Source organism: Acinetobacter sp. BHS4 (genome assembly GCF_018454425.1).
GTDB lineage: Bacteria > Pseudomonadota > Gammaproteobacteria > Pseudomonadales > Moraxellaceae > Acinetobacter > Acinetobacter pittii.
This window is the reverse complement of record NZ_CP075323.1, coordinates 751,078-772,676: the sequence shown is the minus strand read 5'-3', so window position 1 is coordinate 772,676 and position 21,599 is coordinate 751,078. Positions and strand designations below refer to the sequence as shown.

Annotated in this window: 21 protein-coding genes, 1 tRNA gene and 1 pseudogene; 11 read left to right on the top strand and 12 right to left on the bottom strand. The window is 38.1% G+C overall.

Translation table 11 applies throughout. The features are described 5' to 3' along the window. Window positions 1-16: 16 nt before the first annotated feature. Both KIP84_RS03810 and KIP84_RS03805 read left to right on the top strand, forming a co-directional pair. The gene (locus tag KIP84_RS03810; protein ID WP_005064480.1) at window positions 17-901 is read left to right on the top strand and encodes a LysR family transcriptional regulator; all 885 of its coding nucleotides are present in this window, start codon (window positions 17-19) and stop codon (window positions 899-901) included. A gap of 304 nt (window positions 902-1,205) precedes the next feature. Continuing rightward, complete coding sequence (locus tag KIP84_RS03805) at window positions 1,206-2,393, top strand: ammonium transporter (RefSeq protein WP_213689360.1); 1,188 nt, start codon at window positions 1,206-1,208, stop codon at window positions 2,391-2,393. A 48-nt stretch (window positions 2,394-2,441) separates the two neighbouring features. Here KIP84_RS03805 and KIP84_RS03800 read toward each other — a convergent pair whose 3' ends face one another. Further along, window positions 2,442-2,603: a hypothetical protein gene (locus KIP84_RS03800; protein WP_213689359.1), complete on the bottom strand. Its 162-nt coding sequence runs from the start codon at window positions 2,601-2,603 to the stop codon at window positions 2,442-2,444. Window positions 2,604-2,672: 69 nt separating this feature from the next. Between KIP84_RS03800 and KIP84_RS03795 the strand changes: the two genes are divergently transcribed. Beyond that, the gene (locus tag KIP84_RS03795) at window positions 2,673-3,380 is read left to right on the top strand and encodes a phosphatase PAP2 family protein (protein ID WP_213689358.1); all 708 of its coding nucleotides are present in this window, start codon (window positions 2,673-2,675) and stop codon (window positions 3,378-3,380) included. Between the two features lies 1 nt (window position 3,381). Here KIP84_RS03795 and KIP84_RS03790 read toward each other — a convergent pair whose 3' ends face one another. From KIP84_RS03790 to KIP84_RS03765, 6 genes are all read right to left on the bottom strand, one after another. Then, complete coding sequence (locus KIP84_RS03790; protein ID WP_213689357.1) at window positions 3,382-4,716, bottom strand: ATP-binding protein; 1,335 nt, start codon at window positions 4,714-4,716, stop codon at window positions 3,382-3,384. A 23-nt stretch (window positions 4,717-4,739) separates the two neighbouring features. After that, entirely contained in the window at window positions 4,740-5,414 is a 675-nt protein-coding gene (locus tag KIP84_RS03785) for a DNA-binding response regulator PmrA (protein WP_002116411.1), read from the bottom strand. A gap of 14 nt (window positions 5,415-5,428) precedes the next feature. Next, complete coding sequence (locus KIP84_RS03780) at window positions 5,429-7,078, bottom strand: phosphoethanolamine--lipid A transferase (protein WP_213689356.1); 1,650 nt, start codon at window positions 7,076-7,078, stop codon at window positions 5,429-5,431. Between the two features lie 176 nt (window positions 7,079-7,254). Further along, window positions 7,255-8,547, bottom strand: coding sequence for a DcaP family trimeric outer membrane transporter (locus KIP84_RS03775; protein ID WP_068565676.1), 1,293 nt, complete (start codon window positions 8,545-8,547; stop codon window positions 7,255-7,257). A 272-nt stretch (window positions 8,548-8,819) separates the two neighbouring features. Next, window positions 8,820-9,011 carry a hypothetical protein gene (locus KIP84_RS03770; protein WP_014207513.1) on the bottom strand — a complete coding sequence of 64 codons (192 nt, stop codon included), beginning with the start codon at window positions 9,009-9,011 and terminating at the stop codon, window positions 8,820-8,822. A gap of 73 nt (window positions 9,012-9,084) precedes the next feature. Then, on the bottom strand, window positions 9,085-10,344 hold the full coding sequence (locus tag KIP84_RS03765) for an MFS transporter (protein ID WP_213689355.1): 1,260 nt from the start codon (window positions 10,342-10,344) through the stop codon (window positions 9,085-9,087). Between the two features lie 127 nt (window positions 10,345-10,471). On the opposite strand from KIP84_RS03765, the gene KIP84_RS03760 reads away from it, so the two are divergent. From KIP84_RS03760 to KIP84_RS03745, 4 genes are all read left to right on the top strand, one after another. Then, complete coding sequence (locus KIP84_RS03760) at window positions 10,472-11,098, top strand: lysophospholipid acyltransferase family protein (RefSeq protein WP_069141422.1); 627 nt, start codon at window positions 10,472-10,474, stop codon at window positions 11,096-11,098. 67 nt (window positions 11,099-11,165) lie between these two features. Then, window positions 11,166-12,083 carry a patatin-like phospholipase family protein gene (locus tag KIP84_RS03755; protein ID WP_014207516.1) on the top strand — a complete coding sequence of 306 codons (918 nt, stop codon included), beginning with the start codon at window positions 11,166-11,168 and terminating at the stop codon, window positions 12,081-12,083. Window positions 12,084-12,188: 105 nt separating this feature from the next. Then, the gene (locus KIP84_RS03750) at window positions 12,189-12,650 is read left to right on the top strand and encodes an NfeD family protein (RefSeq protein ID WP_016143172.1); all 462 of its coding nucleotides are present in this window, start codon (window positions 12,189-12,191) and stop codon (window positions 12,648-12,650) included. Window positions 12,651-12,678: 28 nt separating this feature from the next. Next, window positions 12,679-13,533, top strand: a complete 855-nt coding sequence (locus KIP84_RS03745) for an SPFH domain-containing protein (protein ID WP_002116544.1) — start codon at window positions 12,679-12,681, stop codon at window positions 13,531-13,533. Between the two features lie 71 nt (window positions 13,534-13,604). Here KIP84_RS03745 and KIP84_RS03740 read toward each other — a convergent pair. The 3 genes and pseudogenes from KIP84_RS03740 to prpF form a co-directional block, all read right to left on the bottom strand. Beyond that, window positions 13,605-13,973: pseudogene (locus KIP84_RS03740) on the bottom strand (MmcQ/YjbR family DNA-binding protein). Between the two features lie 58 nt (window positions 13,974-14,031). Continuing rightward, window positions 14,032-14,943, bottom strand: coding sequence for a polyprenyl synthetase family protein (locus KIP84_RS03735; RefSeq protein ID WP_014207519.1), 912 nt, complete (start codon window positions 14,941-14,943; stop codon window positions 14,032-14,034). 162 nt (window positions 14,944-15,105) lie between these two features. Next, window positions 15,106-16,293, bottom strand: coding sequence for a 2-methylaconitate cis-trans isomerase PrpF (gene prpF / locus KIP84_RS03730; RefSeq protein WP_213689354.1), 1,188 nt, complete (start codon window positions 16,291-16,293; stop codon window positions 15,106-15,108). 378 nt (window positions 16,294-16,671) lie between these two features. On the opposite strand from prpF, the gene KIP84_RS03725 reads away from it, so the two are divergent. After that, window positions 16,672-18,051 carry an amino acid permease gene (locus tag KIP84_RS03725; RefSeq protein WP_031946772.1) on the top strand — a complete coding sequence of 460 codons (1,380 nt, stop codon included), beginning with the start codon at window positions 16,672-16,674 and terminating at the stop codon, window positions 18,049-18,051. Window positions 18,052-18,130: 79 nt separating this feature from the next. On the opposite strand, the gene nudC is transcribed toward KIP84_RS03725, so the two are convergent. Further along, window positions 18,131-18,910, bottom strand: a complete 780-nt coding sequence (nudC, locus tag KIP84_RS03720) for an NAD(+) diphosphatase (RefSeq protein ID WP_213689353.1) — start codon at window positions 18,908-18,910, stop codon at window positions 18,131-18,133. 288 nt (window positions 18,911-19,198) lie between these two features. On the opposite strand from nudC, the gene KIP84_RS03715 reads away from it, so the two are divergent. Together KIP84_RS03715 and KIP84_RS03710 are read left to right on the top strand one after the other, a co-directional pair. Then, window positions 19,199-20,722: a cryptochrome/photolyase family protein gene (locus KIP84_RS03715; protein WP_213689352.1), complete on the top strand. Its 1,524-nt coding sequence runs from the start codon at window positions 19,199-19,201 to the stop codon at window positions 20,720-20,722. A 4-nt stretch (window positions 20,723-20,726) separates the two neighbouring features. Then, complete coding sequence (locus tag KIP84_RS03710) at window positions 20,727-20,867, top strand: DUF2256 domain-containing protein (protein ID WP_213689351.1); 141 nt, start codon at window positions 20,727-20,729, stop codon at window positions 20,865-20,867. 85 nt (window positions 20,868-20,952) lie between these two features. Here the strand turns inward: KIP84_RS03710 and KIP84_RS03705 are convergent, their stop codons facing one another. Further along, window positions 20,953-21,207, bottom strand: coding sequence for a TIGR03643 family protein (locus KIP84_RS03705; RefSeq protein WP_003655360.1), 255 nt, complete (start codon window positions 21,205-21,207; stop codon window positions 20,953-20,955). Between the two features lie 314 nt (window positions 21,208-21,521). On the opposite strand from KIP84_RS03705, the gene KIP84_RS03700 reads away from it, so the two are divergent. Further along, window positions 21,522-21,594 (top strand) — tRNA-Arg (locus KIP84_RS03700). The last annotated feature ends 5 nt before the right edge of the window (window positions 21,595-21,599 follow it).

Here is a 21,599-nt window from a genome sequence, read left to right as displayed (position 1 = left end):
TCATAACAAATACAACATGACATTTACCCAGCTTGAAATTTTTGCACTCATTGCTGAACTAAAAAGCTTTACTGCTACCGCTGAAAAGTTGGGCATTTCACAGTCGGCAGTTTCCCATGCGCTTAAATCACTAGAACAACAATGGGGCATTAACCTAATTTCAAGAACTCAAAGCGATATTGAACTGACCACGACAGGTCAACAGTTATTGACTCATGTAAAAGAGCTATTGAGTATTTCCGATACCTTAGAAAAAGAAGTGGCTGCCATCCACGGTTTAAATGAAGGAACATTACGTATAGGGTCTTTTGGAGCTTCATCATCCATTTATCTATTACCTGAAATTTTAGAAAGCTTTCGACAGCGTTACCCCAAAATCGAAATTTATATCGATGAAGGCGAAGATAAAGAAGTTGCCCAGTGGCTATTGGAACGGCGTATAGAAGTTGGTTTCTTGATTATGCCAGATGAGCGATTCGATACATTCCCTTTAATTGAAGATCGTTTTGTTGCCTTAATTCCGAATAGTTACTCGCTCGCCCAACAACTCTATATTGATCCAGTACAGCTAGAAAATTGCCCTTTTATTATGACAATGGCGGGTAGTCGACATCAGGTCGAATTAATTTTAAAAAACTTTGATGTGAAACCAGACATCAAGTTTTATGTTTCACAAATTCTAAGTATCGTCAGCATGGTCCATAACCAGTTAGGGATTTCGATTGTCTCTGATATGGTGCTCACCAAAGAGTTACTCTCACTCTATCCAAATGTAGTTAAACGCCCTTTTAAACCGAACCTTAAACGTTCTATTGGTCTCGCAGTCAAAAATAAAAAGCACATGAGTCCCGCTGCAAAAGCTTTTATTGAAGTCGCACAATCGGTTTGGTCAGATCATTAATTGAATATGAGCGAGTCTTTTTAAACTTTGAGAACGAACTCTTTCAGGTCAATTTATAAGCGTATTAGATGACTTGTAACGTAAAAAGCGCCAAAACCGCCCCTCTTTAACCAAATCAACGCACCATTTATCGCCAAAAACTACTTATTTAATCCAAATTGGTGCGCTTATTGCATATTCACTTTTATGCAATTGAGTTTGTTTCGACAAACTTAGGTTTTTAGATTCCTTAAATCTATTTTGGTGCAATTTACAGACCCAGATTTGTTCCAAAATGGAATTTAGCACTTTTTTCGAGCATGCTATGCAAAATGTAGATCTATTTTTCTTATTACTTGGTGCTGTTTTGGTTCTTGCCATGCACGCAGGTTTTGCATTCTTGGAACTTGGTACGGTTCGCCATAAAAATCAGGTGAACGCACTTAGTAAAATTCTGACTGACTTTGCCCTTTCTGCAATCGCATATTTCTTTGTTGGCTACTACATCTCTTATGGCCAGCACTTCTTCCATGATGGTACAGTTTTATCAAGTGATCATGGCTATAACCTTATGCGTTGCTTCTTTTTACTCACTTTTGCTGCGGCAATTCCTGCCATTATTTCGGGTGGTATTGCTGAACGTGCAAAAATGCGTTCACAAGCAATTGCCACACTCGCTTTAGTTGCGCTGGTATATCCATTTTTCGAAGGTATGGTCTGGAATGGCAACTACGGTCTGCAAAAGTGGTTAGAAGCAACCTTTGGCGCAGCGTTTCACGACTTTGCGGGTTCAGTCGTAGTTCATGCCATGGGCGGTTGGATTGCACTTGCTGCTGTGATTTTATTGGGTGCACGTTCTGGTCGTTATAAGAAAGATGGTCGTGTAAGTGCTCATCCACCTTCTTCTATTCCATTTTTAGCGCTTGGCTCATGGATTTTAATTGTTGGCTGGTTTGGCTTTAATGTGATGAGTGCGCAGCGTGTTGATGCTATTTCTGGGTTAGTTGCGATTAACTCGCTCATGGCAATGGTTGGCGGTACAATTACAGCCAATGCGATTGGGAAAAATGACCCGGGTTTCTTACACAACGGTCCACTTGCTGGTTTAGTGGCAATCTGTGCAGGCTCTGACATTGTTCATCCAATCAGTGCACTTGTTATTGGTGGTGCAGCGGGTGCCATGTTTGTGTATCTATTCACCTATACTCAAAACAAACTTAAAGTTGATGATGTGTTAGGTGTGTGGCCTTTACACGGCGTATGCGGCGCATTCGGTGGTATCGCAGTAGGTTTATTTGGTCAACAATGGCTTGGTGGCTTAGGAGGCGTATCTTTTGCTTCACAACTCATCGGAACAGCGCTCGCGATCGCTATAGCGCTTGCTGGCGGCTTTATTGTTTACGGTTTACTTAAAGCGACCATTGGCATTCGTTTATCTCAAGAAGACGAGTTTCGTGGTGCAGATTTGTCTATTCATAAAATTTCAGCAAATTCTGAAGAAGGTATGTTTTAATTCTGTGTAGGCACGACAGAGTCTTTTCTTCTGTAATAGCAAATAACATCAGTCAATTACGTTACTTTTGTTTCGGCAAAAGTAATCAAAACCATTTCCATTCACAAAACCTGTTCCTTGTTTATTACTATTCAAATAGTTTGCAAAAACTTTAAACTTCTTATGCTCAACAGGTTGTGAATGGATACACTCACTCATCATTTTGGTCACGAAATTAAATTTAGTTTAAGAGCAATTTAAGTTTTATTTTATGTAATGCCTTTACCCACAATCTAATTGATGTTGCATGGCATGAATCAACAAAAACAATTTTTCCAAATGAATATCATCTTTCTTTTTCTCAGTTTTTTCCTGCTTTTAATCGTTTTTCCAGTGGGTGGGAAAATTGATATGTACCTGATCCAACCTTGGATTGATTCAACAGGTCATTTTTTCAATCGAGACAATTGGTATCTGGAAAGACTTAATCATGAAATTGTAAAACAGATCATTACTGGCATTTATGTCATCTTTTTCGGTCTATGGCTTACGTCATTTAAAGTTGAGAAATTAAAGCTTTATCGCTGGCAATATGGTTATATGTTTTTTGTGAGCATGATTGGTAGCGCACTGGTTGGTCTATTAAAATCACAATCGGCTCATGCCTGCCCTTGGAATATGGTTCATCCGACTGCTTTAAGTTATGTATGGGATTTTACTGCTAAGCATGGGCATTGTTTTCCGGGCGGCCATGCAAGCGCTGGCTTTATTTTAATGACAGGTTATTTTGTTTATCGTCTTGAGCAACCGAAACGTGCCTATTTTTATCTCATTGCAGGCATTCTATTAGGCTTTATGATGGGATGGGCACAAATGATGCGTGGAGCACATTTCCTAAGTCATAATTTATGGACAGGTTGGGTCATTTGGGCGGTAAATATCTTGTTTTATGCCGTTTGTATTCACCGCTTTGAGTTTGAAAAACGAATCAGACAAGAACTTGCCTAACTCAAGTCCTTATTTCATGAACATGTAAAATCTTTGGAAGTTTAACCAAGACCGAAAGTCCACCAAGCTCTAAACTTCTGTCTAGTGTCAAAGTCCCACCTAAACGTTGAGTTGCTCGGTCAACAATGGATAGACCTAAACCACTCCCCACTTCAAGATGATGATGTACACGATAAAAACGCTTTAGAACTTTATCATAATGTTCTGGGTCGATCCCCGCGCCGCTATCTTCAATTTGTATACACGCATCGCCATCTGTAGCAGTGAAAACAGAAATATTAATCATCCCTTCATGAGGCGTGTATTTGATTGCGTTATCAATTAAGTTAAAAATAATTGAATGAACTGTTGGTTCAACACTATGCATTTCAATTGGTTCATTACGAACAAACCCTAAATCGATTTCTTTTTGCATAGCCAGATTAACAAGCTGCTCAACACAATTTAAAGCGACATCATTAAGCTGAAAAGCTCTCGTCGGTTCAATCACACTTAAAGAAACATCCTGCCTAGCCAGCGCTAAAAGCTGTGTCACCAAGTGCTGAATACGCGCTAATCCTTTACTTAAATTTTGCAGCGATTCCTGCTCAGGAAATTGACTAATTAAAATTTTAGTTTGTAAATTTAAAGCAGTCACAGGGGTTCGAAGTTCATGGGCTGCATCTGCAATGAACTGTTTCTGCTCGTTTTGTGCCTTAGAAATGCGCTCAAAAAGTCGGTTCATTTCATCAATTGTGGGTAACAATTCTTGAGGATAATCTACAACTTCAATAGGCGTCAGCTCTTCTGAGTCACGATGAGTCAGTTCATTTTTAAAGTCATCAATCGGCTTCAGCCCACGACGAATAATTGCAGCTAAAGCAAAAATCGCAAAAGGTAAAATAATCAAATATGGAATGAACATGCTACCTGCAAGTTCCCAAGCAAAAGCCTCACGAACCTTTTCTTGCTGGCTAATCTGAATCTGGTAATCCTTTAATGGCAAAACATAGGTACGGATTAAGCCATTACTGGTTTTATGTGAGTAAAAGCCAGCTTGTGTGACAGGTGGAACCAATAAATGGAGATGGTGTGATAAATGGGCTTGATCTTTATAAGCCCAAATATCTACAAATAGATCTTCTTCATGATAAGTTTTATGAAAATCAAACTCACTGCTTACCGTTTTTAATGGATATTCAGCTGTTCGCTCAGCTAAATAACGCATTTGCGTATCTAAAATTTCATCAACTTCTTGCAGTGCAACTTTATACGCACTAAAAATTAATATACAACCTAAGATGACACTGAAAATTGAGGTGCCCCAAATCAGTCGTTTTTTTAATGAATAATGCACTGTTAAGAAGTTCCAAAATTAAGTTACGATTGCCCTAAACGGTAACCCAATCCTCGAATAGTTCGGATAAAGTCTTTCCCGAGTTTAGCTCTCAGGTGATGCACATATACTTCAATCGTATTACTGGTCACATCACTATCGAAATCATATAACTTATCTTCAAGATTTGCTTTAGAAAAGATTTTATTTGGGTGGCTCATTAAAGGAATCAGAATTGCCCACTCACGATTAGACAAATCAATACGCTGTCCTTTGAATGTAGCAATGTGTTGTTCAACATTTAAAACCAGATCACCACTTTGTAATAGTTGCTCATGATTCGCAAGCTGAGCCTCTACGCCACTACGGCGTAATAGCGCATGAATACGAGCAAGTAACTCATCAAATTCGTATGGTTTGATCAAGTAATCATCTGCACCATGGTTTAAACCATCAACACGGTTTTGTAACTGATCTCGCGCTGAAATAATTAAGACGGGAGTTGCTGCTCTTTGTCGAATTTGCTTTAAGACCTGCATGCCATCCATCATAGGTAGCCCTAAGTCCAAAAGAATTAAATCGAATTTATTTTTAGCCAACTGAGCCAGACCGTCTAAGCCATTATTGACCCACTCCACTTCAAATTGATGATATTGCAGCAACGTTATTGTTGACTCTGCAATCATAAAATCATCTTCAATCATCAAGATTTTTGTCATGTTCTAGGCTCGCTTTAATTCACATGGGCACAAGAGTGCAGCATATCCAGTTGAGGGTTGATGACCTGAGTTTTTACACCTAACAAACTCAGTAAGCTTGGGAATAAATTATCCTGACTTAACTTTTCTTTAGTTTGTTGGCCTAAACAACTCACTTGTGCAAGGTTATGTTGTTTCCAGCTATCAGAAAACCACATCATCATTGGTACATGCGTTTGTTGGGTCGGTGCAATTGCATATGGTGAACCATGTAAATATAAACCATGTTCACCCGTCGATTCACCATGATCAGATAAATACCATAAACCTGTTTGATATTTCGATAATTCTTTTAGGTTATTAATGATCTGACTTAACACATGATCTGTATATACAATCGTGTCATCATAACTATTTAATAACTCCGTTTGAGAACAACCCTGTATCGCATTAGTATCACAAGTCGGTTTAAACGGTTGATATTGGGCAGGTGCACGCTTGTAATAGGCTGGACCATGACTTCCGACTTGGTGTAAAACAATTAGACGCGGACGAGTATCTTCTTTAGGAATAGTCGCTAAATAATCATTTAAGCTATCGATTAAAATATCGTCATAGCATTCGCCATCTTTACACCATTTTTGCTTTAACTTTTCAGGTATTTTGTACTGTTCAACACGATCACACGCGCCCTTACAGCCAGAGTTATTATCAATCCAAGTTACTTGGTAACCCGCACGTTTAGCAATGTCCAATAGACCTTCACGATGGCTTGCTAGTTGTTCATCATAGTCAACACGAGGCATTCCAGAGAACATACATGGAACCGACACAGCAGTTGCTGTACCACATGAGCTGACTTGGGAAAAATTCAAAATATCTTGTTTAGAAAGTTCCGGATTCGTATTTTTCGAATAACCATTTAATGCAAAACTTTCCGCACGAGCTGTCTCACCAACAACGAGAACCATTAATTTAGGCAAGTTGCTTTGTACTTGCTGAACTTGATGAGCATCTTCTCCATAATGTATAAGTGGCAAGTTCTTCTTAGGCGCCATTTTGTGATAATAAGACATTAAAGATGAAATACTATTTTGTGGTGAGATCATACCTTTCAAATCACGATGCTCACGAAAAATAGATGCAAAATCAACATAATAAACAAATAGCAAAATACCCACGATTGCACATGAGGCTACAATCGAACCAAGCTTTTTCATCAATAGATAAGATACTTTTTCTCGTTTAAGCTTTACCTGAGTAATTAAAATAATCGGTAAAATCACAAAGAAAACTGTCCAAAGCCCGAAACGCAAAGAAAGTAAATCTGTAACTTCAGAGACATCTGTTTGTACAATATTTTGAATTTGGTCAGGTGAAACAATCACACCCAAAGTATTTACAAAATATGAGCTAAATCCACCAATAAATACCAACAAAATGGCAAAAAATTTGGCTGTCCATTTCCAGTTTAAAATTTGTAAAGCTGCATAATAGGTAGCAACAACAATCACTACGGTAGCCGCTAAAAATAAGGTTGCTTTTATACCTAAATATGGTGTTAACAGATGAACTTTCTTATAAAAACCAATATTTAGAATTGCCCCTAACCAAACGGCTATAATTAAATTAAACATAAACAGCGAAATCTGTTTATTTTTTAAAGTAGAAAAAAAATTCAGCATCTTGGGTGACTACAATCTTTTTATGATGCTCTAATGTAGAAATTGAAACTTAAAAATGACTTAAATAAAAAATGATCTAATTCAGACGCTTTAAAGCAAGCTAATTCTTTTAATTTATATAAAAAAGACGAGGTTAGATTTAACCTCGTCTTTTGAGCTTTTAACTAAATATTGTTTTAGAAACTATATTTAGCCATTAAACCAACACGGTTGTCTTTGTAATCATCACCAGCAAAGGTTTCGCGTTTACCATTGACATATTCAATACCTAAGTCAATTGGTTTAACTGGTGTATAAATGACGTTGAGCCATGCTTGCTGAACTTTTTCATTACCCGCAGTATATGCTTTAGCATAGTCTGTGCCATCATCAGCGAATTGAGCACCGTATGCTAAAGTAGCACGTAGGTTAGGTAAAATCTTATAAGTTCCACCCACTTGTACAGCTACAAATTCATTTTGCTCAATATTATCATTAACTAAAGTATAAGCAGAATTACTACCATATAAGTAGTTACTGTTACCTACAACATAAGAAGCATCAGCAAAGAGTTTTAAAGGATCTGCTACTTTAAAGTCAGTACCTGCAGCAACGCCCCACCCAGTCTGGTCATCGCCCTTTCCTGATTTGTAGTTTTCAACAAAAGCTCGAGCAGAAGCATTACCATTACCACCAGCATAGCCTTGAGTAATTTTAGCTGTTAATACAGGTAATCTATATTTAACTGAGTCACCTGTTGCTGAACTATTACCTTCCTCAGCTGAAACAAATAATTGAGTCGCAGGAGCTAATTTATAGTTATAACGTACTTGTGGAATACGTGTTGTACCACCACCAATGTTCGTCGAAAAGTCGATCATTTCTGGTGCGTGGCTCGCCAAGAAGTTAGACGTTGTTTGACCAAACAACCAGTTGTTATAAGTTAAGTAAGCATGACGAATACGTACGTTTTCAGATTTGTTATTGTCACCACTTGCAAAGTCCAACTCAATTTTACCACCAACTTTGGCATTGCTTACAGGAGCAGTAAAATCTAAACCTAGACGAGTCGTTTTAGCAGTCGCACGCAATTTATCTTTTGCTTCACCATTAGACTTACTTACATCAGCGAAGTCACCATCCGCACCTTCGATAATATAGTTAGCATCGCCACGAACAAAACCATATAGATTCACATCAGCACCAGTTTTAGATTTTAATGATGCTAATGGAGAAGTTGGTGCAACAGCTTGAGGTTGTGCCTTAACTTCTGCTAACTGTACTTGCTGTTGTTGCTGTACTTGCTGTTGTTGTTGCTGAACTTGACGTTGTTCTTGAATTAAAGCTTTTAACGCTTCAACTTCTTTACGAAGTTGTTGAATTTCCGCTTTGTCGGAAGTCGCAGCATGTGCCCCACTCATCATTAAAGCTGTAACTGTAAGAGCTAAACTTTTAATAACGAAAGATTTACGATTAAGGAATAGATCCATCAAAAACTCCTAAAAATATATTTTATGTTGCCTATCCATGCCAAGTTGATTTACGCCATTAAATTAGGGGCTAAAAAATCAACTCTCCTCCACATTGGTTACATTAATTTTATTACCGCAACCAAAACCAATTTCAACGTTGTGCAAGACTAAAACCTATAAACAAAGACATAAAAAACATACTTTGATTTACAGATTTTTACCTTAACTTCATGTTGTAACGAATCCTACACAACTCTCTTATCTTATAGAATGATTAAATCGTTATTTCATTATTCTTTTTTAGACTTTAGGCTAATAACCAATCTAATTGAACATTTTTCTGCCCATTTTGATTGATTCACATGATTTTTCTTGTTATCCAAATCCATTTTTTCTCCATTTAGCTTCCATTTGCTACCCACACAAGATGGCACAATTAATTGAGCATTTAAATAGCTAAAAATATACATTTTTAAAAACATAGACAAAGGTATTAGATAAAGCTTAGATCACTGCTTGAGCAATATTAAAGTTCTTTATTTCATTTAGTTAACATTATTTTTCCTGTAGTTTCTCATGTTTCCAGAGGAAAATAGGCAGTAAACTGATCACTGCAATAATGACAATAGCTATCAAATAATGGAAATAACCGAGTACATCTCCAATCACACCGCTAAAACTATAAAGAAGACCGCTAACAGTCGCCATGACTGAAACCTGAAAGGTAAAATCTGTCCCCGCATATTCTTTTCGACTGTAATGCATGACTAGAGTCAACATAGCTACCAATAGCATTGCCGAGAATGCATCTTCTAACGCATTTACTATATAGATAGTCCAGACATTCAGCTGAATTTTTTGTTCATAGGCATAGGCTAAATAAGCATAGGCTCCTAGACTCATAATTTTAAAAACTGAAAAAACAATTAATGCTGTTGGTCTTGAAAAGTACTTAAGCACTCCTCCTGCCATTGCCGCTCCAGCGAGTGCGGCTACTGCACCGAGCATCGTGATATAAACACCAATTTGGGTAAAACTTAGCCCCATATCCACCATTAAAGGTTTGAGTAATGGCCCAGCTAAGCCGTCTGCTACTTTAAAAGTGATCAGCACAACTAACCAAGAACGGAGTTCTTTATTTTGAGAAAAGTAACTCAAATAAGCCTTAATTTTTGTGGTTAGAATTAGTTGATTAAGTTTGAGCTCGCGCTTTGAACGAGAAGTATGTTGAGGTTCTTTAAATAACCAAATAGGTAAAGTATTTAAAAATACTAAAGTTGCTAATAGCAAAAAAGTGGGTTGCCATGTTAACCAGTCTAAGCACCAAAGTACGGCGCCTCCCCCCACAATAAATCCTAAGCGCGAACCAATCACCTGAAATGTGTTACCCCAATGCTGCTGATCATGCTTCAACAAGTTGACTGCTAAAGCATCGGTAGCAATGTCTTGTGTTGCTCCAGTTAAGTTCATAAAAAGTAGTGAAATAAAAAAGGCTAATAAATAAATCGGTTGATCTAAAGCTTGAACGGGGAAAAAAGACAAAATACACAGCACCCCCACAGTCAGAAACTGGGTAGGTAAAATCCAACTACGGTAGTGCCCTAGACGGGAAAGTGCATGTCGGTCGACCCACGGCGCCCAAAAAATCTTGATTGACCACGGCAACATTAATAAGCCAAAGCCACCAATATGGGCGAGGGATACTCCTTCTGCCCTTAAGATCACAGGTAAAGCATGCGTCATGAACCCGACTGGCAGTCCTTGTGCCCAATATAAGGAAAATAGCAGAAGATAAATATTTTGCTGCCGCACCATAGAAACCTACTTTTTATTTGTTTAATGAGGAATAACATCAAATGTCATTTTGTTCTTACATTTTGCCAATGAAGCATATATTTCAAAAGATTAAGATAAAACTAGGACTAGTTAAAATTTAAAAAATATGGATCAACATTTCCCTAATTTACCTGATTTGGTGCCTCAACGCGGTACTGCTTTAAGCCGAGCACTATTTAAAAAACTTTTTTTAGCGCAAGGCTGGACAATTGAAGGCGAAGTTCCTAATTTTCCAAAAGCAGTGGCAATTATTTCCCCTCATACTTCCAATATTGATGGATGGTATGGCTTTCTTGCAATTTTTGGATTAGGTATTCAAATTACGGTACTAGGTAAAGATGCCCTTTTTAAACCACCTTTTAAACGAGCTTTAGATTGGGCTGGAGTCATTCCAGTTAAACGTGACACTGCCAATGGACTTACTGAGCAAGTCGTTGCAACCATTCAAAACTATGACAAGATCTGGATTGGAATGGCGCCCGAAGGTACACGTAAGAAAGCAAAAAAAATGAAAAGTGGTTTTTACCATATTGCTGCAAAAGCTCATATTCCCATTGTCATGTTTTCTTTTGATTATGATCATAAGACTATTCACTGTTTAGGGCACTTAAACCCAAGCGGCAACTATGAAGAAGATTTAGAAAAGATTTTTGAACGTTATGAAGGAAAAATTTCACCGAAAAATCGTAATTGGCTTGCTGAACCTTTACAAAATCTAGTGAAAAAAACCTAGCAAAAAATGAACAAATCTGGTCTTATGAGCCCTCTTCATTTATCTCGATGTAGATTATTTTTTAAAGATGAAAATTGCTCAATTTGCCAGTATTGGATTTATCTCTCTAGCACTCTTTGGCTGTGATAAATTTAGCAAAACACCAACACCGACAACCTCAATGAAAGCCCGTGAACCTGTGATTGCACTTGCTTTAGGTGGCGGTGGAGCAAAAGGATTTTCACATATTGGTGTAATTAAGGTTTTAGAGTCTCACGGAATTAAACCTAAAATTGTCACGGGTACCAGTGCCGGTAGCTTTGTTGGAAGTATCTACGCAAGTGGACAAACGCCTTATCAGTTGCAAAGTCTAGCGCTGAAGTTACAAGAATCAGATATCCGCGATTTAACACTTAATCGTCAGGGTATTATTCTTGGACAAAAGTTACAGGACTACGTTAACCGTAATGTAGGCAATAAACCGATTGAGAAGTTCCCAATCCGTTTTGCTGCCGTGGCAACACGTCTTGATAATGGTCAAAAAGCTGACTTCATTAAAGGTAATGCAGGCCAAGCAGTACGTGCATCTTGCAGTATTCCAAATGTGTTTGTACCCGCAACAATTGGCAAGCAGAAATATGTCGATGGTGGACTGGTTAGCCCTATTCCAGTTAAAACAGCTCGTGACATGGGTGCAGATATTGTGATTGCTGTTGATATTTCCGCGCGTCCAGCAGGAAATCGCCCAGCCAATATGTGGGGACTACTGGATCAAACCATTAATATCATGGGTCAACAAAGTATTAATGAAGAGCTCAAGCAGGCCAATGTTGTCATTCAACCTAAAGTTGGTCATCTAGGTACTCTTGATCTCAAATCAAGTAACCAAGCAATTTTGGAAGGCGAAAAAGCAGCTCAAGCGCAAATACGCCAAGTTGAAACTGCAATTGCAAACTTCAAAAAATCTCCAGCTGCGTTTAAGCCTGCACCACGCCCTAAATTCTAATTGAGGTGGTTTTTTTCTATCCACACTCCCCATCATCTGCTACAGTGGTAAAAGTGATATTGAGTCACTTTTACCCATCATAAAGATATATAAAAGAGCAGATCTATGGAGTTTGTTATACAACCTTGGCACTGGTTTGTATTGGGTATCTTACTTATTCTTTCTGAACTGATTCTACCCGCCTTTGCCGCGCTTTGGTTTGGTATTGCCGCCATTATGGTGTGCTTTCTCTACTGGTTATTTCCAGATATTAGCCTCACAACGCAAATTGTATTGTGGATAGTTCTGTCAGTGCTATGCACCATTCTTTGGTTCAAATTTATTAAACCATTATCAATTGATAAGACTAAAGCGGGATTACCCCGTGAAGCGACTATTGGTCAAATTGGTATGGTGATTCAAACCGGTCTCGACCATGATCAAATTATCGTTCGTTTTCCAATGCCCATTTTAGGGGCCGATGAGTGGAACTGCCGAAGCACCACACCAGTCAAAGTCGGTGATCGTGTTAGAGTTATTGATATTTCGGGTAATGACTTAATTGTCCAGTCCCATGGTACTTCATAAACATTAAAGATAAAGAGAGGGTATTTTCATGCCAGTCGGTACTATTATTGTTTTAGCCTTTTTGGCTTTTGTGGCTGTCACCATTTTTAAAGGGGTTCGTATTGTTCCTCAGGGTTATAAGTGGATTGTTCAACGTTTAGGGAAATATCATTCTACCCTTAATCCGGGGCTTAATTTTGTGATTCCCTATGTCGATGAAGTGGCTTATAAAGTTACCACTAAAGATATTGTGTTAGATATCCCATCTCAAGAAGTGATTACGCGTGACAATGCTGTATTACTCATGAATGCTGTGGCCTACATTAATTTAACCACACCAGAAAAAGCGGTCTATGGTATTGAAAACTATACATGGGCAATTCAAAACCTTGTACAAACTTCATTACGTTCTATTGTCGGTGAAATGGATCTAGATGACGCTTTGTCTTCACGAGATCATATTAAAGCGAAGCTAAAAGCTGCGATTTCTGATGATATTTCAGATTGGGGCATTACTTTAAAAACTGTTGAAATTCAAGATATTCAACCCTCTTCTACCATGCAAGCTGCCATGGAAGCTCAAGCTGCCGCAGAACGTCAACGCCGTGCTACAGTAACGAGAGCTGATGGTGAAAAACAAGCTGCAATTTTAGAAGCTGATGGTCGCTTAGAAGCATCTCGCCGTGATGCAGAAGCACAAGTTGTTTTGGCTGAAGCTTCACAAAAAGCGATTGAGATGGTCACAAGTGCAGTGGGTGATAAAGAAACACCAGTTGCTTACCTGTTAGGTGAGCAGTATGTCAAAGCGATGCAAGATATGGCGAAATCAAGCAATGCTAAAACTGTGGTTTTACCAGCCGATGTTTTAAATACAATTCGCGGAATTATGGGAAAACATAATTAATTTAGTTACTTTCAATACGTAATTGAAATCAAAACGGCGACCACTATGTCGCCGTTTTTTTATATTTTATATTATTGGTTTTTTAATTTTTTCTGATCTTTCAAAGGGAGTTTTTTCACAACCAAATCATAAGAATCGTGAATTAAATCTTGAAGTAAATCGGTTGTTAAGTTCTTATGCGGTGTAATCGAAATCCAGTGTTTTTTATTCATGTGATAGCCCGAAACAATAAATGAATAGAGTTCTTGATATTCCTGACTTTTATAAGGATCACATTTGATATTAATCATTTTGACGCCAACTACTTCTGCGGTCAGCATGAATATTTTTTCTAAAATTTTAAAAACTTCATAGTCTGGACCAAAAGGATGGGACTATTGACTAAAGGGAAGATTGCGAGCGATTTCAATTGCAGCTTGATGAAGCTGAGCACCATTCATTCTTTTCTCCCTTATTCATTGAATATGAATAGAAGCTATGAATATTGATTTAATATTATTAATTTGTACGCGCTAAAAGGAATTGTGAGATATCTACTAATTCTTTTGCATCATCACCAAAATGAGCTAAAGCTTCAAAAGCTTGATCATGCAACTCTTTAGCATACGACTTTGCTTGTTCGAGCCCCATTAAGGCTGGGTACGTCGATTTTTGTACTTGTTCATCCTTACCTGCAGTTTTACCCAAGGTTTCAGTACTCGAAGTAATATCAAGAATATCGTCTAATACTTGAAAAGCCAAACCTATCGTTTGCCCATATTGACGCAACTTTGGAATTGCTTGATCTGTTCCAGAGAAGATAGTCACTGCACCCATCATAATGGCCGCCTGAATGAGCGCACCAGTTTTATTGCGATGGATATTTTCAAGTTCGTCTTGAGTAATTTGCTTACCTTCAGCTTGCAAATCTAATACCTGTCCAGAGACCATTTTGGAGCTGGCAGTTGCTAAAATCTGCATTTGTTTTAATACAATCGCGGCATCGGTACCCTGCCCTTGTTCATCGAACAAACGGCTCCCTAAAACCTCAAAAGCCATTGATTGTAAAATGTCGCCTGCAAGCAAAGCAGTATCTTCACCAAACGCAACATGGCAAGTCGGCTGACCACGACGCAGTAAATCATTGTCCATACAAGGCAAGTCATCATGCGCTAGTGAGTAACAATGAATAAGTTCAACTGCAACCGCAGCACGGCGAGCCGCAGCAAAATTTGGATTTGGCTGTAAAGAAGCCGTAGCATAACACAAAGCTGGACGCACACGCTTTCCACCAAGCATGACTGCATGGTGTACTGCACTTTTTAAAGGTTCTGGAATTGAAAATGCGGCCAATGTCGTCAATAAATCTTGTTGAATACGTTGTTGAGCTTGTTTTAAAACATCCGCATTAACTTGAGAGAGTGATGACACAGTCGCCTCGATAAAATCAGTAGAGAAATTTTATTGAATGTCATGAAGCATTCATGCGCTACATCATACACGATTCACTGTGAAAAGTGCGTGATGAGTTTTCGAAGGCCTATGTAAAAAGCCCCTACAAAATCGAGAGGCTTTTTTCATTTTAAGTGACTTTTAGAAACTGTCACCCGGAACGCGTACCCAACCTTCCATTAACACGCGTGCACTACGACTCATAATTGCCTTTTTAACAACCCACTGGCCATTAGTAAGTTCTGCTTGAGCACCAACACGTAATGTCCCAGAAGGATGTCCAAAACGCACTGCTTCACGCTCACCGCCGCCAGCTGCAAGGTTTACCAATGTACCCGGAATGGCAGCTGCCGTACCAATCGCAACTGCTGCTGTTCCCATCATTGCATGGTGAAGTTTACCCATCGACAAAGCACGAACCAATAAATCGACATCACTTTCTGAAACTGACTTACCACTTGAAGCGGTATAATTTTTAGGTTTAGAAACAAAAGCAATTTTGGGTGTGTGCTGACGCGCTGCTGCTTCTGAAACATCTTTAATCAAACCCATCTGTACTGCGCCATAGGCACGGATTTTTTCAAAACGTGCTAGTGCTGCTGCATCACTATTAATATGATCTTGTAGCTCTGTACCTTGGTAACCTAAATCTTCTGCATTTAAGAAAATAGTTGGAATACCTGCATTAATGAATGTCGCTTGGAAACGGCCAATATCAGGAACATCTAATTCATCAACGATATTTCCTGTCGGGAACATATCACCGCCTTCTTCACCATCATCGGCTGGGTCTAAAAACTCAATTTGAACTTCAGCGGCAGGAAACGTCACTCCATCCAGTTCAAAATCTCCAGTTTCTTGAACTTGTCCATTAGTAATAGGCACATGCGCAATAATCGTTTTTTGAATATTTTTTTGCCAGATTCGAACCGTGCATAGGCCATTTTCTGGAATACGATCGGCATCAACTAAGCCATTTGAAATCGCAAAAGAACCAACAGCAGCAGTCAAATTACCGCAGTTACCACTCCAATCTACAAAAGCTTGATCAATTGAAACCTGACCAAATAAATAATCGACATCATGATCAGGCTGAGAACTTTTAGCGAGAATAACAGTTTTGCTGGTACTCGAAGTGGCTCCTCCCATCCCATCAATTTGTTTTCCATAAGGATCTGGACTACCAATGACTCGTAGTAACAGCTGATCTCTTGCTTGACCTGCAACTTGAGCTCTTTCCGGCAAATCATCAAGTTTAAAAAAGACACCTTTACTCGTCCCACCACGCATATAAGTTGCTGGAATTTTAATTTGCGGTACTGAGCTCATATCAACTGTTATCCTTACTATTATGTTCTTCTATATCAAAACAAGCATTCTTGTTTACCCTTCTCTTCATCTTAAATTGTTTTAAGGCCAAGAGATAGCGATCTGCTTTATACATCAATCGTATTGACGCGAGCATATTTTGTGAATTTAACAATGCTCTTGCAATGACTTAATCTAAGCAAAATCTAAGAAAAAAAGTCTATCTGAAATTATATTTTTTAGAGTACTTTTCACTCGAAATAGAAATATTAAAAGCAAGATTATGATTTTAAATAGTTTTTATAATTACTTTTCAGTCACTGCTTATTAATTTGTAGTCTAGGCTAAAATAACTCCATCTATTAGAATAATTTACTTATTCATAGTGAGTGAAGACCTTTGACCAACGAATCTTCTACACTTCAACGAGGACTAAAAAATCGACATATCCAATTAATTGCTATGGGTGGAGCAATTGGTACCGGATTATTTTTAGGCTCGGCACAAGTGATTCAATCTGCGGGACCATCCATTATTTTAGGATATGCCATTGGTGGCTTAATTGCTTTTTTAATTATGCGCCACCTGGGAGAAATGATTGTTGAAGAACCTGTTGCAGGATCGTTCAGCCATTTTGCGTATAAATACTGGGGGAAATTTCCCGGATTTTTAACTGGATGGAATTATTGGATACTCTACGTTCTGGTTGCGATGAGCGAACTCACCGCAGTGGCCAAATATATTAATTATTGGTGGCCTCATATTCCAGCGTGGACGTCTGTCTTATTTTTCTTTGTCGTGATTACGGCAATTAACCTAACAAACGTCAAATTTTATGGTGAGTCCGAATTCTGGCTCGCTATTATTAAAGTTGCTGCGGTCATCTCTATGATTGTTTTTGGACTCTATTTGCTATTTACAGCAGATGTAGGCTCAAATATTTCATTTAGTAACCTTTGGTCTCATGGTGGATTTTTTCCAAATGGCTTTAGCGGCCTCTTCTATATGTTAGCTTTCTTGATGTTCGCCTTTGGTGGTATTGAACTGATTGGTATGGCCGCAGCAGAAGCAAAAGATCCGAAAAAAACGATTCCAAAAGCAATTAACCAAGTCGTTTTCCGTATTTTGATTTTCTATATCGGTTCACTAGCGATCTTACTTTCATTAGTGCCATGGAACCAATTAGATCTTGGCGGTCTCGACAAAAGTCCATTTGTTATGATTTTTAGCCAAATGGGTATTGGTTGGGCTGCACACTTACTTAACTTTATTATTTTAACTGCTGCTCTATCTGTTTATAACAGTGGGATGTTTGCAAATAGCCGTATGCTATACAGTCTCGCTCAACAAGGTAATGCACCAAAAGTTTTTGCAAAAACCAATAAACAGGGTGTTCCTATTCCCGCTGTTTTACTTTCTGCTTTATTAATCTTTGGTTGCGTTCTTTTAAATTACTTTGTACCTGAAGATGCTCTTGGACATCTCATGTATGTTGTAGTTGGTGCACTTGTTCTAAACTGGGCAATGATATCAATTACACATTTGAAGTATAGACGCTTTGTTAAGCACGCGAATATTAAGACTTCTTTTCCAGCGTTATGGTCACCTTTTAGTAATTACTTAGTTTTAGCCTTTATTGCTGTGGTTCTCTATATTATGTGGACTCAAGGCTTCAAAGAGTCAGTAATGATGATCCCTATTTGGATTACGGCAATGCTCGTACTTTTTGACTATTTAAATCCTAAAAAACTAGATTCCATTGAGAATCCTGAAGAATAAATAAATCTAAAAAGCCATTGTCTAGACAATGGCTTTTTTATTTAAAACTATAAGATTAAAGCCATATCTGAATCTCAGTTTAAAGCCACTGTTTCGTATCATCAGCGACAGGTGTGCCATGAATAACGTGCATAATCATTGCATGAGCAATACTGCCTTTAAATGGAATTTCAGGTAATTGATTAAATTTGAAAAACTGAGCATCGCTAAGTTCTTTCTCCTGAATTTCAATTTCGCCCGCTTCATATTCAGCTTTAAAAGCCAACATTAAGTTACTCGGAAATGGCCATGGTTGACTCGCCAAATACTGAATATTCTTAATGTGTAATCCAACTTCTTCTAATGTTTCACGTCGCACAGCATCTTCTAGTGTTTCCCCTACCTCGACAAAGCCAGCGATTAAACTGTACATCTGGCTCGTATTTCTGGCATTTTTAGCCAGCAAAATCTCGTCCTCTCCACGTGTAATAATAGTAATCACACAAGGATTAACTCTAGGATATTGACTAAAATTACATGCTGGACAAGTCATCGAATATTCAGTCTTATGCTGCTGGGTTTTATGTCCGCAACGACTACAAAACTGATGATTACGGCGCCACTCTAGCAACTGAAAAGCGCGACTTGCCTGCTCAAACTGAGATTTAGTCCAATACTGTAAGAGTTGGCGAATGGGTATGAACTGATATCCATTTGGTATAAGTTCGCTTTCTTGGAAATCTCTTGCTATTACTAGAGGGTCTGCTTGTATAGGTAAATCATATTCCTGCTGTTCAAGGCAAGGTAGATTAAAATTCGCATCAACCAAAAGTTGTTGCTGCTGAAAAATATAAGCAATAGGATGGTTGTTGGTATCCATTTATATACTCGAGTGAAGAACCTTTCGATGGCCTCTATGGCTCCTTCAAAAGGATCAAGCTTAAAACATATTTTTCAAAAATCTTACGCATATTAGCAAACACCTTCAATTTATTTAATTTGTATCTTTTTGATTAAAATCACATTTTATTCACGCATGCTATGCTTTTAAGTTATGTCTATCTCTTTATAACTAAGTGACTCGTGATGAACTTAGAAGCACTGCTTCACATAAAATTGATCTCTGAAAACTTAGACTAGTTTTAGTTCCATCTCATGAAGCAAAAATATGCGATTTGGTTTAATTCTGGGTGATCAATTAAATCACCAACTCGCAACGCTCAAGTATTTAAACCGGAATGAAGACGTTATCTTGATGGCTGAAGTATTTGAGGAAACATCTTATGTTGCTCATCATCCACAAAAAATAGCGCTGATTTTTAGTGCAATGCGTCACTTTGCAAAAGAATTAAAAGCACAGGGCTGGAAAATCCGTTATCACACATTTAAGCGCGAAAGTCATATAAAAAAGTTAGTCGACTTTATTGCTTTGCAGCAGCAACACTTCTCGGCGAATACTCTCGTCATTACCCAATGTGGTGAGTATCGCTTACAACATGAAATCGAAACTTCATGGGCTAACAAGCTAAAACTACCTGTTATGTGTCTAGAAGATGATCGCTTCTTTTGTACCGTAGAACAATTCAAGCGATGGGCAAACAAATATAAAACGCTAAGAATGGAATACTTTTATCGAGAAATGCGCAAGCAAACTCAATATTTAATGCATGACCAACAACCCGTTGGCGGGCAATGGAACTTTGATCAAGCCAATCGAAAAGCGTGGTCAGGCAATCCATCTTTGCCATCAAAATTAGCCTTTGAGCATGATCAAATTGATATAGATGTTATTCAACTGGTCAAGAAAGAATTTTCACAACATATCGGCAATATCAACTCCTTTCAATGGGCAACTACCCGTCAAAATGCCCTACTTGCTCTAGATCATTTTATTTCTAACATCTTACCTCACTTTGGCGATTATCAAGATGCCATGGTTTATGGTTCAGATTTTATGTTTCATAGTCTGCTCTCACCTTATTTAAATTGTGGATTGTTGTTGCCAAAAGAATTGTGTGACGCTGCTCAAACAGCCTATTACAGCGGACAGGCTCCCTTAAATGCAGTAGAAGGATTTATTCGGCAGATATTAGGATGGCGGGAATATGTGCGTGGAATATATTGGTTATCTATGCCTGACTATAGCGATCAAAATACCCTTCATGCCAGCACGCCGCTGCCACAATATTACTGGACGGGTAATACAAAAATGGCATGTATGGCCGAGTGTTTCAGAAATACCTTTGCACATGGCTATGCTCACCATATTCAGCGTTTAATGATTACAGGCAACTTTGCACTTTTAGCAGGTGTAAATCCATCAGAAATTTGCAAATGGTATTTAGCAGTCTATGTAGATGCTTATGAATGGGTCGAATTACCGAATACTTTAGGCATGGCAATGTATGCAGATGGCGGCATCATGGCAAGTAAACCCTATGCTGCATCAGGTAATTACATACATAAAATGTCAAATTATTGTCAGCACTGTACATATAACGTCAAAACAAAAACTGAGTCTGACAGTTGTCCATTTAACAGTTTATATTGGTATTTTATGAGCCGACATGAGGCCATATTTCGTCAGAATCCCAGAATGTCGATGATCTACAAAAATCTTGATCGTATGAAAGATAAAGCTTATGTCATGAAGCATGCAAAGTTACTTATTCATCAACTTGATGAGCTTTAAGATCATGAAAAAACAGCATCTCCCCCAGAAAATATGTGCCTATTGTCAACGTCCTTTTGACTGGCGAAAAAAATGGGAACGTTCCTGGGAAGAAGTAAAATATTGCTCTGAAAGATGTAAAAGACAAGCCCGATCAACTAAGTAGATATTTCACTCGATTGTTTTAACTGATTCAACATGACTCTTAATTGTTGAATCAGCTGTATTTCAATTGGTTATATCTGATGATGTTAAGCATATTTATACTGACGCGAACAGTAAGCTCGTTCAATTTCTGGCGAACGTAATTGTTGATGCTTAGTTTTACGCCCTGCCATACGTTTACGCCAAAGTTTAAAACTATTGGTTTTTAGGTTGTATCTCATTAAACGAATAACTTCGCTTTCACTTAAGCCATACTCTCGCTCAATTGCTTCAAATGGAGTGCGATCTTCCCATGCCATTTCAATAATTCTAGATAAGTCCTGTTCATCAATTTTTTTCATGTTATGCCCTTTTGAATTATACGATAGTCAAATCTGATTTTTAAAAAACAACCTTCTAGGAATAACTTCACCTACCCGATTGCTTGCCTCAAACTTTTTCGTGTTTTGCTTCAGATCATAGAAAGATCAACATGAATTTTTTGTGATTTTTTAGCTTTATAAACTCTATTTTTCTATAAAGCATAAGCGAATATGCAACTGTTGAGTGATACAGCTTTATTTTTATTGGCCACTATGGAAAAAGTTTTAATACCTAAAACATGAAAAAGCCATTGCCTTCGCAATAGCTTTTTTGTTTATAATCATAAAATTATGCGCCCTTAGCTTAACTGGATAGAGCAGTTGCCTCCTAAGCGACCGACGTGGGTTCGAGTCCCGCAGGGCGCACATAT